Origin of the sequence: Brachybacterium sp. 107 (assembly GCF_052379725.1) — a bacterium.
Lineage (GTDB): Bacteria > Actinomycetota > Actinomycetes > Actinomycetales > Dermabacteraceae > Brachybacterium.
Genome location: NZ_JBQSYW010000009.1, coordinates 101,798 through 115,757, shown reverse-complemented (window position 1 = coordinate 115,757; position 13,960 = coordinate 101,798). Strand labels below are relative to the sequence as shown.

14 protein-coding genes are annotated in these 13,960 nt (G+C 72.5%); 9 read left to right on the top strand and 5 right to left on the bottom strand.

The window, feature by feature from the left end:
• The first annotated feature begins 42 nt into the window (after window positions 1–42).
• On the top strand, window positions 43–1,191 hold the full coding sequence (locus ACT3UL_RS11715; RefSeq protein ID WP_444578375.1) for a cysteine desulfurase family protein: 1,149 nt from the start codon (window positions 43–45) through the stop codon (window positions 1,189–1,191).
• 54 nt (window positions 1,192–1,245) lie between these two features.
• Here ACT3UL_RS11715 and ACT3UL_RS11710 read toward each other — a convergent pair whose 3' ends face one another.
• The gene (locus ACT3UL_RS11710) at window positions 1,246–1,665 is read right to left on the bottom strand and encodes a DUF2695 domain-containing protein (RefSeq protein WP_444578373.1); all 420 of its coding nucleotides are present in this window, start codon (window positions 1,663–1,665) and stop codon (window positions 1,246–1,248) included.
• A gap of 237 nt (window positions 1,666–1,902) precedes the next feature.
• On the opposite strand from ACT3UL_RS11710, the gene ACT3UL_RS11705 reads away from it, so the two are divergent.
• The 4 genes from ACT3UL_RS11705 (at window position 1,903) to ACT3UL_RS11690 (ending at window position 5,419) form a co-directional block, all read left to right on the top strand.
• Window positions 1,903–2,760 carry a nucleotidyltransferase family protein gene (locus tag ACT3UL_RS11705; RefSeq protein WP_444578371.1) on the top strand — a complete coding sequence of 286 codons (858 nt, stop codon included), beginning with the start codon at window positions 1,903–1,905 and terminating at the stop codon, window positions 2,758–2,760.
• Window positions 2,757–4,073 carry a GHMP family kinase ATP-binding protein gene (locus tag ACT3UL_RS11700; protein WP_444578369.1) on the top strand — a complete coding sequence of 439 codons (1,317 nt, stop codon included), beginning with the start codon at window positions 2,757–2,759 and terminating at the stop codon, window positions 4,071–4,073. Before ACT3UL_RS11705 ends, ACT3UL_RS11700 begins: the two co-directional genes overlap by 4 nt.
• Window positions 4,074–4,215: 142 nt before the next feature.
• Window positions 4,216–5,061 carry a hypothetical protein gene (locus tag ACT3UL_RS11695; RefSeq protein WP_443352064.1) on the top strand — a complete coding sequence of 282 codons (846 nt, stop codon included), beginning with the start codon at window positions 4,216–4,218 and terminating at the stop codon, window positions 5,059–5,061.
• Between the two features lie 124 nt (window positions 5,062–5,185).
• Window positions 5,186–5,419: a hypothetical protein gene (locus tag ACT3UL_RS11690; RefSeq protein WP_444578367.1), complete on the top strand. Its 234-nt coding sequence runs from the start codon at window positions 5,186–5,188 to the stop codon at window positions 5,417–5,419.
• Window positions 5,420–5,586: 167 nt separating this feature from the next.
• On the opposite strand, the gene ACT3UL_RS11685 is transcribed toward ACT3UL_RS11690, so the two are convergent.
• The gene (locus ACT3UL_RS11685) at window positions 5,587–6,582 is read right to left on the bottom strand and encodes a DMT family transporter (RefSeq protein ID WP_444578366.1); all 996 of its coding nucleotides are present in this window, start codon (window positions 6,580–6,582) and stop codon (window positions 5,587–5,589) included.
• Window positions 6,583–6,835: 253 nt separating this feature from the next.
• Here ACT3UL_RS11685 and ACT3UL_RS11680 point away from each other — a divergent pair, with 253 nt between their 5' ends.
• Window positions 6,836–7,732, top strand: a complete 897-nt coding sequence (locus tag ACT3UL_RS11680) for an aminodeoxychorismate lyase (RefSeq protein ID WP_444578365.1) — start codon at window positions 6,836–6,838, stop codon at window positions 7,730–7,732.
• 57 nt (window positions 7,733–7,789) lie between these two features.
• Here the strand turns inward: ACT3UL_RS11680 and ACT3UL_RS11675 are convergent, their stop codons facing one another.
• The gene (locus tag ACT3UL_RS11675) at window positions 7,790–8,746 is read right to left on the bottom strand and encodes a sugar-binding transcriptional regulator (RefSeq protein ID WP_441448179.1); all 957 of its coding nucleotides are present in this window, start codon (window positions 8,744–8,746) and stop codon (window positions 7,790–7,792) included.
• A 203-nt stretch (window positions 8,747–8,949) separates the two neighbouring features.
• Between ACT3UL_RS11675 and ACT3UL_RS11670 the strand changes: the two genes are divergently transcribed.
• Entirely contained in the window at window positions 8,950–9,555 is a 606-nt protein-coding gene (locus ACT3UL_RS11670; RefSeq protein ID WP_444578364.1) for a PTS sugar transporter subunit IIA, read from the top strand.
• Entirely contained in the window at window positions 9,552–10,019 is a 468-nt protein-coding gene (locus tag ACT3UL_RS11665) for an NUDIX domain-containing protein (RefSeq protein ID WP_444578363.1), read from the top strand. Before ACT3UL_RS11670 ends, ACT3UL_RS11665 begins: the two co-directional genes overlap by 4 nt.
• A 76-nt stretch (window positions 10,020–10,095) precedes the next feature.
• Here ACT3UL_RS11665 and ACT3UL_RS11660 read toward each other — a convergent pair whose 3' ends face one another.
• A complete protein-coding gene (locus ACT3UL_RS11660) occupies window positions 10,096–10,740 on the bottom strand; it encodes an NAD(P)-dependent oxidoreductase (RefSeq protein WP_444578362.1) in 645 nt (214 codons plus the stop codon).
• 179 nt (window positions 10,741–10,919) lie between these two features.
• Window positions 10,920–11,999 carry a zinc-dependent alcohol dehydrogenase gene (locus ACT3UL_RS11655; RefSeq protein ID WP_444578361.1) on the bottom strand — a complete coding sequence of 360 codons (1,080 nt, stop codon included), beginning with the start codon at window positions 11,997–11,999 and terminating at the stop codon, window positions 10,920–10,922.
• Window positions 12,000–12,117: 118 nt separating this feature from the next.
• Here ACT3UL_RS11655 and ACT3UL_RS11650 point away from each other — a divergent pair, with 118 nt between their 5' ends.
• Window positions 12,118–13,830 carry an IlvD/Edd family dehydratase gene (locus ACT3UL_RS11650; RefSeq protein ID WP_444578360.1) on the top strand — a complete coding sequence of 571 codons (1,713 nt, stop codon included), beginning with the start codon at window positions 12,118–12,120 and terminating at the stop codon, window positions 13,828–13,830.
• Window positions 13,831–13,960 lie beyond the last annotated feature (130 nt).

Here is a 13,960-nt window from a genome sequence, read left to right as displayed (position 1 = left end):
CCGCTCGCCCGCTCGCCGCTGGACCGACAGGAGGATCCGGTCATGCTCTATCTCGACACCGCCGCCACGACCCCGGTGCGCCGTGAGGCTCTCGAGGCCGCTTGGCCGTATCTGACCGGCATCTTCGGCAATCCCTCGAGCCACCACAGCGTGGGGGAGTCGGCCGCGGCCGGTCTCGAGGACGCCCGCCGACGGGTCGCCGCGGTGCTCGGCGCCAGGCGCAGCGACATCGTCTTCACCGCCGGCGGCACCGAGGCCGCGAACCTTGCGATCAAGGGGCTCGCGCTCGCCACCCCTCGCGGGAAGCACCTGGTCACCGCGCCCACCGAGCATGAGGCGGTGCTCGAGAGCATCAGCTTCCTGCAGCGGGCGCACGGCTTCGAGGTCTCCTTCGTCGACGTCGGGGCCGACGGGATCGTCACCCCCGAGGCACTGCGCGCCGTGCTGCGCTCGGACACCACTCTGGTCTCCCTCGCCCTGGCGAACAACGAGATCGGCGCGATCGCCGACATCCCCGCCCTCGCCGCGGTCGCCCACGAGGCCGGGGCACTCCTGCACACCGATGCGGTCCAGGCCGCGGGCTGGGTCGACCTCCGCGATCTCGGTGCCGACGCGCTGACGATCTCGGGGCACAAGCTCGGCGCTCCCAAGGGGATCGGCGCCGCGGCGATCCGGGGACGACTGCCGCTGGAGCCCCTGATCCACGGCGGCGGCCAGGAGAACGGCCGACACTCCGGTACCGAGAACGTGGCCTTCGCCGTCGCGCTCGCCGTCGCGCTGGAGCTCTCCGAGGCAGAGCGGGAGGAGAAGGTCGCGCGGATCGAGCCGCTGCGCAATGCCTTCCTCGACCGGGTCCTCGCCGCCCGCGACGGGGTGCTGCTGACAGGACCTCCCGTGGACGAGGTCGAACCCGGCGGGCGCTCCGCGCGACTGCCCGCCCATGCCTCCATTTGCGTCCCCGGGCTCAGCGGCGAATCGGTGCTGCTGGACCTCGAGGAGCGCGGCGTGGTCGCCTCGAGCGGTTCTGCCTGTGCGGCCGGCAGCGACGAGCCCTCCCACGTGCTCACCGCCCTCGGCATCCCGCGGGAGGTCGCCCAGACAGCGGTGCGGTTCACCTTTGGAGCCGAGGTGAACGCCGCGCAGCTCGACGCGGCGGCCCTCGCCGTCGAAGAGGTCCTCGCCTCGACGTGATCGGCCTCGACGTGATCGGCCACGACATGACCGGCCGCGACATGATCGGCACGATCACCACCACCCGGACCGATAGCGGTACCGCGCGAGCCAGAGCGTGCACGGCTGGGTCGAGCCTCGGCGCACCCCACGGCAGGCGGGCATCGGGTCGGGATACTCGGGGTCGCATCTCAGTGCAGTCCCGTCGGGGTCGAACGCGATGGGCACCACCAGGAACTCGGAGCGCAGGTCGAAGGCGTTCATGAACAGTCCGCAATCGCAGCCTGCGCCCTTGGAGCGCAGCCTTCGCAGCAGAGCTGTGGCGTTCGGGGCCCGCAGATCGCGATAGCGCCGGGTCCAGCGTGAGCCCGTGCACCCGAAGGCGAGCATCCGGAACACGTAGCACTGGAGGCACTCGCGCTCTGCCGGATCGGTCAAGGACGCGGCCAGGCAGCGCAGGTACTCCTCGGCTTCGTCAAGGGGAGTCGATGACATGGACCCAGTCGACCATCACCAAACGCCCGGGCGGAGGCGTCCGCCACGGGATGTGGACACAGATGCGATGGGGAGGAAGGGCGAGAACCTTGCGCTCGGCGCTCGGCGCTCGGCGCTCGGCGCTCGGCGCTCAGCACTCAGCACTCAGCACTCAGCGCTCGGCTCCCTGCGGAGAGTCTTCTCGACCTTCTGTGAAACGTTTTGGGTTCAGTGCGGGCCTCACCGTAGACTCTCCCCGTGACTGCTCAGAGCTCCCCGCCCCCCGCCGCTCCCTCTGCCGCGAACAGCGCCGTGACCCGCGCCGTGATCCTCGCCCGTGGCCTGGGCACACGCATGCGCAAGGCGGACGATGCCGCCCAGCTCGACGAGAAGCAGGCCGCCGTCGCCGCGAGCGGCGTCAAGGCCCTGATCGACGTCGGCCGCCCCTTCCTCGACTACGTCCTCTCCGTGCTCGCCGACGTGGGCGTCACCGAGATCTGCCTGGTCATCGGCCCCGAGCATGACGTCCTGCGCGAATACGCCGCGGCCAGCAGCGGCGGCCGCGTCACCGTCACCACCGCCGTGCAGACCGAGCCGCTGGGCACCGGGGACGCCGTCGCCGCAGCCCGCGACTTCGCCGGCGACGAGCGGGTCATCGTGCTGAACTCGGACAACTACTACCCGCGTGAGGCCCTCGCCGCGCTCGCCGCCGCGCCCGGCAGCGCCCTCGTCGGCTTCGATCGCGACGCGCTCGTGACCGGGTCGAACATCCCCTCGGACCGCATCCGCTCCTTCGCTCTCGTCGCCACCGATGAGGTCGGCGCCCTGCGTGACATCGTCGAGAAGCCCGACGAGGCCACCCTCGCCGCCTACGGCGAGCAGGCCCCCGTCTCGATGAACGCCTGGCTGTTCACCCCCGCGATCTTCGACGCCTGCGCCCGCATCGAGCCCTCCGTGCGCGGGGAGCTCGAGGTCATCGACGCCGTGCGCCTGCTGGTCGCCGAGGGCGAGGCGTTCACCGTGGTCCCCGCCGCCGTGGGCGTGCTGGACATGTCCTCGCGCGGCGATGTCGCCGCCGTGCAGGGCGCTCTCGCCGGGATCGAGGTGCGCCTGTGAGCGACGTGCTCGCCGCGCTCACCGCAGGGATCCGGACCGAGCCCCTCGACGGCTCCTCCGCCGCTGCATCCGGAATCGCGGCACGCTGGTTCGTGCCCGGCCGCATCGAGGTGCTCGGCAAGCACACCGACTACGCCGGCGGGCGCTCCCTGCTCGCCGCGGTCGACGCGGGCCACACGATCACCGCCGTCCCGCGCGGGGATCGTGCGCTGCAGGTGCACTCGGAGGGCGCGGACGGCGCCGTCACCCTCGGCCTGGACGAGGCGAGCGCCCGTCCCGCCGAGCAGGCCGACGCACAGACAGCCGAGCAGACCGATGGGCACTGGGGCGGCTACGTGCGCACCGTCGTCGAGCGGCTCGAGAAGAACTTCCCCGGCCGCCTGCGCGGGGCCGACGTCACCGTGACCTCCACCCTGCCCCTCGCGGCCGGGATGTCCAGCTCCTCGGCACTCGTCGTCGGCCTGGCCCTGGCCCTGATCGACCTCTCCGGGATCGCCGCGGACCCCGCCTTCACCCGCGAGATCACCACCACCGAGCAGCTGGGCGAGTACTGCGGGACCATCGAGAACGGGCAGAGCTTCGGGACCCTCGCCGGCGACCGCGGCGTGGGCACCTTCGGCGGCAGCGGTGACCACACCGCGATGCTGTGCGGCCGGCGGGATGCCCTGGTCCAGTACTCCTTCTGCCCGGTGCGCCACGAACGCACCATCGCCCTGGGGCCGGAGCTGACCTTCGTGGTCGCCGTGAGCGGCGTCGAGGCCGAGAAGACCGGCTCCGCCCGCGACGACTACAACCGGGTCTCCCTCGCCGTCGCCGAGATCCTGCGCCGCTGGCATGAGGACACCGGTCGTGCCGACGCCTCGCTCGCCGACGCCGTGGCCGGCGGGCCCGCCGCCGTGCAGCGCCTGCGCACCCTCGTCGCGGCCGACGGGTACCTCGTGGGTCGCCTCGAGCAGTTCCTCGCCGAGTCCGAGCGGATCGTCCCCGCCGCCGCGGTCGCGCTCGAGGACGGCGACCTCGCCGAGTTCGGGCGGCTGGTCGACGAGTCCCAGGCCGGCGCCGAGGACGGACTGCGCAACCAGGTCCCCGAGACCTCCTCGCTGCAGCGCCTGGCCCGCGGGCTCGGCGCGCACGCCGCGAGTGCCTTCGGAGCCGGTTTCGGGGGCAGCGTGTGGGCTCTGGTCCCGACGGCCGACGCCGAGGACTTCGCCGCCCGCTGGCTCGACGCCTACCGGGCCGAGCATCCCGAGCGCACCCGGGCAGCGGCCTCCCTCGCCCGTCCCGGCGGCGCCGCCCGACGTCTCGCCGGCTGAGCGTCCTCTGGGCCGCGGGGCCGCGGGGCCGTGGGGCTGCGGGCCGTTGTCGGCCGTGTGATCCGGACCGGCGGAGGTACGCCCAGCGCGGATCGGCGCCGGGTGGAGGTCCCGGCCCGGCGCGCTGTGCCACGATGACGGGGTGAGTACCCCGATGCCCTCCTCCCTGCCCTGGCCCACCGAGGCCCCCGCGATCCCGCTCCTGACGGCACGCCCCGTCCTGGACCGGATCTCCTCGCTCGCCCGCACCCATGAACAGGACGTCACCCTCGTTCCGGGCCTGGCCGTGAACGAGGAGGAGATCGCCGCGGATCCGCCGCCCGCCCTCGAGCAGATCCTCGACGAGCTCAGCGGCATCGAGCTGCGCGGCATCCCGGTGCTGAACCTGGTGATCGAGGACCGTACCGACGTGGGCCCGTACACGTTGCTGGGGGCGGCCACCACCTTCTACCCGCTGTACGAGACGCCCGAGGCGGCCGTGGTCCTCACGATCGACGACGACGGCGCCCCCGGTGTCGTCTACGGCATCGGGGAGGACCTGGCCCTGCGCCTGGCCGCCCCCGATCTGACCACCTACCTCGAGCGCTTCGCCGACGCCCTCGAGGCCACGCTGAACGCCCTGGCGCTGCGCGACGACGAGTCCGACCCGAAGGGCGTGGCCCGCACGGAGGCCGCCCAGGAGCTCATCGACCTGTACCTCTTCACCGCGCTCGTCGGGGAGGACGAGGACGAGGAAGAGGCCGACGGGGCGGCAGAGGGCGCCGCAGCCGAGGACGTCACCGTCGAGAGCGTCTCCGTACCCCTGCAGGATCCTGCTGCGTCCGGGATCAGCGGGCTTCCCGAGGGGGCGCTCCTGGTGGCCGACCTCCGCGACGCCCCGCTCGGTGCCCACGTGGACCTGATCGACGCCGAGGTCCCCGGCGACCCGCTGGACCTCCGCGTCGCCTGGCGCGAGCACGGCCGCGTCATCACGCTCCACACCAGCTGATCCCGGCTACGGTCGAAGCGACCCCACGATCGAGCCGTGCGTTCTCGGCGGTATCTGCGCCGCCACGGCACGGGACGCACGGATGGATCGGCAGCGCGGACGACGCGGAGGAAGGAGCCCAGCCATGGCCTGGGTGACTCGTCGGCAAAGATTCTGGCGCGCGGTGGAGGGCGTCATCTTAGGGCTGGCCATCGCCCTGGCGGGGTTGGCGCTCAGCCTCGGCCAGGTAGATCTCGGTGCGGTGCACATCGCTCGGAGCCCGATGCTGGGCAGCGCCCTTGCTGCGGCCGGGGCCCTGATCATGGTGTCTAAGGTGATGGCCGCTCGACGCGCCCGACGGCCAACCTCGACGGGCTGAGCCCGAGTCCAGTCCGCGACCTCGCCCTATTCCGACCCTGCGAATTCGAGCCGTACGGTTCGAGCGGTATGGACCGCTCAAGCGCACGGAACGCACGGAACGCACGGAACGCACGGCTGGTGGGGCGGTGACGCTCAGTCCGCCAAGCTGGGGGCCAGTGCGGAGCATCAGCTCCTTCGGCGGCTGGAGGCCGTGATCAGCGCGGCGAGCAGGGTCAGAGCGGCGCCGGCGACGGTCGTGACGGTGAGGTGGCCGGGTGCGGCGACGGCATCGATCACCACCGAGCCCACGATCTGGCCGGCGATGGTCGTCATCGCGAGGGTCAGCACCCCGAGCGGGCCGGCGAGATAGGCGGCCATCGCGATGAACACGATGCCGATCGGTCCGCCGAGGTAGAGCAGCGGGTTCGTCGGCAGCGCCTCGGGCGGCCCCGCCACCAGCAGGTGCACGAGAGCCACCGCGGCCAGAGCCGCGGTGCCCACCACGAAGTTGCCGAGCGTGGCGACCAGGAAATGGCCGCTGTGCTGGGTGACGCGACCGTTGATCGCCTGCTGCAGGCCCATCGCCACGCCCGCGACCATCGGCAGCGCGAGCAGGAACCACGGCGCCTCGGAGCTGAACCCGCCGGACATCGCCAGCACCACCGAGACCACCATGAGGCTCGCTCCGATCACTCGCAGCGGGGTCAGATGGCGGATGCCTCCGGGTCCGAGCCCCACCCGGTCCACGACCAGCCCGGTGACCGTCTGCCCGGCGACCACGCAGACGATGAACAGCGCCACCCCGAGCAGCGCGACCGAGAACGACTGCCCCAGCACATAGACCGCGCCGCCGAGACCGCCGATCGCGAGATACCAGGGGAAGGCGCCGGTGCGCAGCTCCCGCCAGAACCGGCCCGTGGTCCGGCGCAGCCACGGCATGACCGCACAGAGCAGCAGCAGGATCACGAGCCCCGTGCCGAAGGAGATGAGAGCGGCGGCGAACCCGTCGTCCAACTCGGAGGCCAGGTCGGAGTTGATGCGGGATTGGATCGCGCCCATCATCCCGCAGACCACCGCGGCGGGGATCGCCCAGCGGGGAGCGGGCCGATGGGAAGGGGGAGCGCTGACCTCGGAGGAATCGGTATGCGGAGTGGGGGAGGCGTTCGGGGCGGTTCCGGTCACGAGGGGACACTGTACGGGCGGACGGCCACGGAGAGGTGGCCCGTCGGCCCAGCGGTCGCACCCAGGCTGCGCGCGCCGTGGGCCGTGCTCTCCACGGCCCGATGAGCCGCCACCTGGTCCGTCGAACCACGGCATCGCCCGACGGAGCCGTCGCACCCTATGGTGTGCAGGTCACGGGCATCAGGGCAGGGACGGGTCTACCCTGGAAGTCCGACCGCCTCGATCCTGAGGCGCCCTGACCAGGAGCAGCGCCATGACCTCGTCCAGCACGGACACCCCCGCACCGGTTCTCGTCCTCGTCCCCGGCGCGGCAGGGGCTCCGGCCGACGGCAGCGCCCCGTTCCACGTCGCCGACGCCACCGCGCCGCAGCTGTCGATCACCGACCTGGTGGTCACCCGCGGTGACGGCATCTTCGAGACCATCGGCGCCTTCGACGGCACGCCGATCAACGTCGGCCCCCACCTCGCGCGGCTGGCCCGCAGCGCCTCCCTGCTGGGGCTGCCCGCACCGGACCAGGAGGTCATCGCCGCCGCGGTCGATGCGTCGATCGAGGCCCACGCCGACGTCCCCGAGCTGACCATCCGCGTCATGTACACCCGCGGCATCGAGGGTGCCGGCACCCCCACGTGCTGGATCGACGCCCATGTCTCCGACGACTGGGTCCCGTACCGCGCCGGGATCCGCGTGGCGACCCTGGACCGCGGCCTGGCGACGACCGCCTTCGAGGAGAGCCCCTGGCTGCTGCAGGGAGCGAAGACCCTCAGCTACGCGGTGAACATGGCGGCCGTGCGCGAGGCGAAGAGCCGCGGGGCGCAGGACGCCCTGTTCGTCGCGACCGACGGGTATGTGCTCGAGGGGCCGACGTCCACGCTGCTGGTGCGACGCGGCGACACCTACCTCACCACTCCCGTGAGCGCCGGTGTGCTGCCCGGGACCTGCGTGGGCATGCTGTTCGAGGCCCTGCAGAAGGAGGGCCATGAGGCGCGCGAGCAGCTCATGAGCGTCGAGGACGTCGCCACCTCCGACGGCGCCTGGCTGCTCTCCTCGACCCGCCTCGCCGCCCCGATCACGCATCTCGATGACGTCGAGCTGCCGGTTGACGCCGAGCTCACCGCCCACTTCGAGGCGATCCTCACCGGCAGGGCCTGACCGTCTGAGCTCCTCGCCCGAGCCCTCCCGGGGCAGGAGCGTCAAGGGTTCGACCCTTCAGGCGCGGGCGAGGAGCTCGCGGGCCAGGTCGGTGTCGAACACGGCGGTGTCGATGACGCCGCTGCGCAGCACGCCGAGCACACCGGGTGCCCGCTCCACCCCGGCGGCGACGCCCAGCACCTCGGGGATCCGCAGCAGCTCGGAGAAGGTCACGGCGAGCACCCGCTGGTCCGTCGGCGCCCCGAGCGGGATCCCGTGCGCGTCGATGAACCGCCCGCACACGTCTCCCACTGGATCCTGCGCCTCGAAGGCGGCCCGCTCGGCGTCGCTGAGCGCCATCAGGTCCAGCACCTTCGGGGAGGAGTGCACCCCCAGCGAGCCGATGCCCACCACGGCGAGCTCCACCTGGGCGGCGGCCTCGAGCACCGAGCCGATGCTGGACTCGGCGCGCAGGGTGCTCACCGTCGTCGCCGATTCGAGCACCGCGGGCGCGTAGAGCGTCTCGGCGCGGGCTCCGAGCCGGGAGGCGAGCACGCGCACCACGGACTCGCCGGAGTCGAACTGGTCCAGGGAGCTGTGCCCGCCGACCAGGGGGAGCACGCGCGGCGTCGGCCGCAGATGCTGGGCCTCCAGCTCGGTGACGACGCTCTGGACGGTCTGGCCCCACGAGATGCCGATGCTGCCCACGTGCGCGGCCCGCTCGGTGATCACGGCGGCGCCCTCGCGAGCCACCGCGTCGATCCCCGGGGTGCGCGGCGCGGAGACCACATGGGCCTCACGCAGGGAGAACGCCGAACGCAGCGCGGTCTCGAGGGCCTCGTCGCGGCGGGGTGGACCGTCGGGATCGTGGATCGTGATCTCGACGATCCCGCGGTCGCGGGCCTGGGTGAGGATCCGGGAGACGTTGGAGCGGGAGAGCTCCAGCTCGGCGGCGACCTCGGTCTGCGAGCGGCCCTGCTCGTAGTACAGCCGGGCGGCCCGCACGATCACGGAGGTGTCGCGGGGTGCGGGCATGGGCTCTCCTCCTGGGGGATCAGGGCGACGTCGATCCGGACCTGCACGGCGGACCCGGGCGGGCCCTGCATGATCCAGATGCGTGCTGCCGGACCGGGGCGGGGCGAGGTCGTGGCACGATGCACCCGGGAACGACTATGGCCAGCGTACGCATGGCGCTGAAGAACAGGTGCCAGAATCAGGTCACCGATGAGGGAGGCCGCATGAGCTCAGATCCACGACCGCACGACGTCGCGCCCGGCGGGGACGGCGAACCGCCGGTTCCCCTGGGGCTCACGGTGGTCGTGGCCCACCTGGACGTCTCCGACGCGGAGGACGTGCTGCGCTCGCTGGCCGGCCGTCTGCTCGATGCCGGCGCCGTGACCGTGGGCTTCCCCGAGGCGCTGCGCGCCCGCGAGCAGCGGTACCCGACGGGGCTGCCCACGCCGATCCCCACCGCGATCCCGCACGCCGATCCCGAGCATGTGCTCGTTCCGGGCCTGGCCATCGCGACCCTCGCCCGCCCCGTGGCCTTCGGGGAGATGGGCGGGACCGGCGGCACGGTCGACGCCCGCCTGGTCGCGATGCCGCTGCTCACCGACGCCCGCGCGCACCTCGCCGCGCTCCAGAGCCTGATGGGGCTGCTGCGGGACGAGGCGGCGGTCCAGGATCTGCTGGGTGCGACCGACGAGGACGAGCTGCGCGAGCGCACCATGACGCACCTGTCCGGCGGTGCCTCCGATCCGGATGATGCGGCCGACGGGAACGCGGCCGATGCGGGTGCGGCCGACGGCACCACCAACGACACGAGCAAGGGGCATGAGGCATGACGTCACCGCGACTGGGAGTGAAGGCACTGATCGTCCGCGATGGGAAGGTGCTGATGAACCGCTACATCGACCCCGACGGCAGCCACGTCTTCGCGCTGCCCGGCGGGGGCCAGGAGCACGGCGAGGACCAGGTCGCCGCGATGATCCGGGAATGCCGCGAGGAGATCGGGGCGCTCGTCGAGGTGCACCAGGTGGCCTGCCTGTTCGAGACCATGACCGAGAACCGCATGGTCGACGGGGCCCCGATCCCACCGTTCCACCAGGTCAACGTCGCCTACTGGTGCGGCCTCGCCGAGGGGGAGGAGCCGGGGGAGGGCACCGAGCCTGATCCGGGACAGTCCGGTACGGCGTGGCTGCCGCTGGATCGTCTCGGAGAGCACACGGTGCATCCGCCGGAGCTCGCCCGCTGGCTCGAGTCCGACCCGTCCAGCCGGCCGATCTCGCTCGGGGTCAGCAGGGGCTGAGCGCGGGCAGCGTGGGCCCCGCGCTCAGCCCGGTCGCCTACTGCTCCGAGTCGGGCCTCCGAGCCGGGTCGCGTGCTCAGTGGCCGAGGTTGACGTGCTCACGGTGGTGGTCGCCGGACTCGATGAGGTCGACGAGGCCGAGGGCGTAGTCCGCGGCGGAGATCGCGCCCCCGTCGCTCTGGACCGCGACGTCGTCGCCGAGGCGATAGCGGCCCAGCTCCTCGCCGGGCATCCGTGCCCCGAAGCGGAGCGCGGGGCTCACGAAGAGCCAGTCGAGCGTCGCCGGTGTGGCGGGGAGATCCTCCAGGAGGAACGCCGCCCCGTCCCGGATCTCGTCATGGAGCTCCTCCGGGATGCCGCTGAGGTCGCTGACGAAGCGATCCGCCCCGCGCACCGGACGCAGTGAGGAAGCGCCGCCGACGATGACCAGGCGCACCCCCGCAGCATCGGCCACGCGTGCGATGGTGCCGTGGGCGGTGCGCCAGGTGCCGGCCTGCTGGCCGCGCGGGGCGAGCGCGTCGACCACCACGTCGGCCCCCTCCATGGCGGAGGCCAGCGCTGCCTCGTCGGCGGCGTCCACCTGGACATAGGTCACCTGCGGGGTGGGGTGCTCAGGGAACGAGCGGCTCAGCGCGGTGACCTGGTGGCCGCGACCGGCGGCCTCTGTGACGATGGCCGAGCCGGCATAGCCGGTGCCGCCGATGACGGTGATGCGAGACATGAGGTGCCTTCCTGTGGGCTGGGGCCGGGATCGGCTCCTCACTCACCGTAGGAGAGTCACTCTCTGCGGGGAAGTAGGCACTTTCGAGTAACCGGGCAGGCACCTCGGGGTAACCGGTGGCTCTGGGTGGCTGGGCGGCCGGGCGGCCGGGCGGCCGGAACGTCGGGCCCGCGCTCGCCTCAGCCCAGGTCGACATGCAGCCGCGGGTCGATGTGGATCTTCGGGCCGACGACGACGCCATCACCGCCGACACCCACGGCCGTCCCGGAATCGGTGCCCGTGCTCGCTCCCGTCGGGCGGTTCCCGTCCAGCACGCCCGCCACCTGCTCGAGCGAGATCGTCGCGGCGATCAGCGGGCGCGGGTCGACGGTGCCCGCGGCGTAGAGCGAGATGGTCTCCTCGAGGGCCGGGGAGGCGCTCAGCACCCCGACGGCGGTGACGTCCCCGAGTACCAGGTCCCGGCTGTCCAGGCGGCTCGGCTCCCCGGCGATCCCGATGAAGACGACCCTCCCGCCCGGCTCCACCTGAGACAGTGCCCAGGCGGGCAGGTCAGGGGAGGTCGCGGCGTCGATGACCGCGTCCAGGGGCAGGTCCGGGAGGGTGTCCTTCGTCCAGACGTTCGTCAGGCCCAGGCTGCGGGCGAACTCCAGATCCGGCCCGGGCAGGCCCAGCACATGCACCTCGGCGCCGGCGGCGCGGGCGAACAGCGCGCACAGCAGACCGATCGTGCCCGGACCGATGATCAGCACCCGGTCGCCGGGGGAGAGGTCCGCTCCCTGCACGGCGCGCAGGGCGTTCCCGCCCGGCTCCACCAGCGCACCGGCAGCAGGGTCGAGGGCGTCGGGCAGAGCATGCAGCGAGGTGGCGGGCACGGTGAGCTGCTCGGCGAGGGCCCCGTGGCGGTGGCCGCGGATCCCCACCTCCTGGCGCTCCTCGCACACGTGCTGGTTCCCGCGCAGGCAGCGCCGGCAGTGTCCGCAGCCCAGCATCGTGTCGCCCATGACCCGTCGGCCGATCCATCCCGGATCGACGCCGTCGCCGACCGCGGAGACGGTGCCCATCCACTCGTGACCGATGCGCATCGGATAGCGCGCGTGCCCGGAGCGGAGGTAGGCCATGTGGCCCGTGTGGAACTCGAGGTCGGTGCCGCAGATGCCCACCCGCTCCACGTCGACCACCACCTCGCCGGGCTCCGCCCGCGGCGCCTCGACTTCCTGCACGGAGCCTTCCCCGGGGGCGGTGATCACGAAGGCGCGCATCAGGGCGGATCCTCTCAAGAGTGTTCTCACCTGCGGACTCATCGACGAGTGCGTCCTGGCGTGACGTAACCTGCAGGCAGTCATCAGCGTAGTCGACAGCGTGGGAACAGGATCAGCAATGGAGCTCCGCAGCAGCCAGTGGTACGCGGGCGAGGACCGCAACGCCTACATCCACCGAGCCTGGATGCGCCGCGGGGCGCCCGACGACTCGTTCCGCGGCCGCCCGCAGATCGCGATCGCCAACACCGCCAGCGACCTCACCCCCTGCAACGCGCACCTCACCGGCGTGGCCCAGTTCGTGAAGAACGGGATCCTCGAGGCCGGCGGCGTGCCCCAGGAGCTGCCCGTCGTGTCCCTCGGCGAGACCAACGTGCGCCCCACCGCGATGCTCTGGCGCAACATGGCCGCGATGAGCACCGAGGAGATGCTGCGCGCCAACCCCGTCGACGGGGTGGTGCTGCTGGGCGGCTGCGACAAGACCATCCCGTCCCTGCTCATGGCCGCCGCGAGCGTGGACATCCCCGCCGTGGTGGTGCCCGGCGGCCCGATGCTCAACGGCACCTTCCGCGGCGCCCCGCTGGGCTGCGGCACCGGGGTGTGGAAGCTCAGCGAGGAGGTGCGGGCCGGGACGCTTTCGCAGGAGGACTTCGCCCGCTCCGAATCGGCGATGATCCGCAGCGCCGGGCACTGCAACACGATGGGCACCGCCTCGACGATGGCGCTGGTCGCCGAGGCGCTGGGCACGATCGTCCCCGGCATCGCCGGCACGCCCGCGTCCGATGCCCGCCTCAGCGAGGCCGCCCAGCTCACCGGACGCCTCGCCGTGGACCTCGTGAAACAGGGCCGCACCCCGTCGACCTTCCTCACCAAGGGGTCCTTCCACAACGCGATCGTCGCGCTCGCCGCGATCGGCGGCTCCACCAACGCCGTGGTGCACCTGCTCGCGATCGCCGGCCGCCTCGGCATCGAGCTCAGCGTGGAGGACTTCGACCGCATCGGCTCCCACGTGCCGCTGCTGGTGGACCTCCAGACCGCCGGGCGCCACCTCATGGAGGACCTGTTCCGCGCAGGCGGCCTGCTCGCCGTGCTCCGCCAGGTCAAGGACCTGCTGGACCCCGAGGCGCTCACCATCACCGGGAAGCCGCTCGTGGACTACCTCGACGACGCGGAGATCTTCGATCCCGAGGTCATCTCCGTGCGCGAGACCCCGGTCCAGGACGACGCCGGCATCGCCCTGCTGCGCGGCAACCTCGCCCCCGACGGCGCCATCATCAAGCCCGCCGCCGCCACCCCCGAGCTGCTCCAGCACCGGGGGCGGGCCCTCGTGTTCGACAGCATCGAGGACTTCCACGAGCGCATCGACGACCCCGAGCTCGAGGTCGACGCGGACACCGTGATGATTCTGCGCGGCTGCGGCCCCAAGGGCTACCCCGGCATGCCCGAGGTCTCCAACATGCCCCTGCCCACCAAGCTCCTCGAGCAGGGCGTGCGGGACATGGTGCGCATCTGCGACGGCCGCATGTCCGGCACCGCCTACGGCACCGTGGTGCTGCACGTGGCCCCCGAGGCCGCCGCCGGCGGGCCGCTCGGCCTGGTGCGCACCGGAGACTGGATCGTGCTCGACGTCACCGGGCGCCGCCTCGACGTGGAGCTCAGCGCGGAGGAGCTCGCGGCGCGCGAGCCGTCGGCCGCGATGACCGGAGCGTTCGCCGCGCCGACCCGCGGGTGGGAGCGGCTGTACGTGGACCACGTGCAGCAGGCCGACACCGGCGCTGACCTCGACTTCCTCGTCGGCGCCAGCGGCTCCGAGGTCGCGCGCGAGTCCCACTGACCGCGCCTCCAGACCGCGCCTCGCGTCGATCCCGCTTCGGCCCTGCGGACGCGCCCGGGCCCGGGCACCGCGGACGCGACGAGTTGTGAAAGTGCTGGTCAAGACGGGGAGGAAAGCGTTAGCCTAGGAG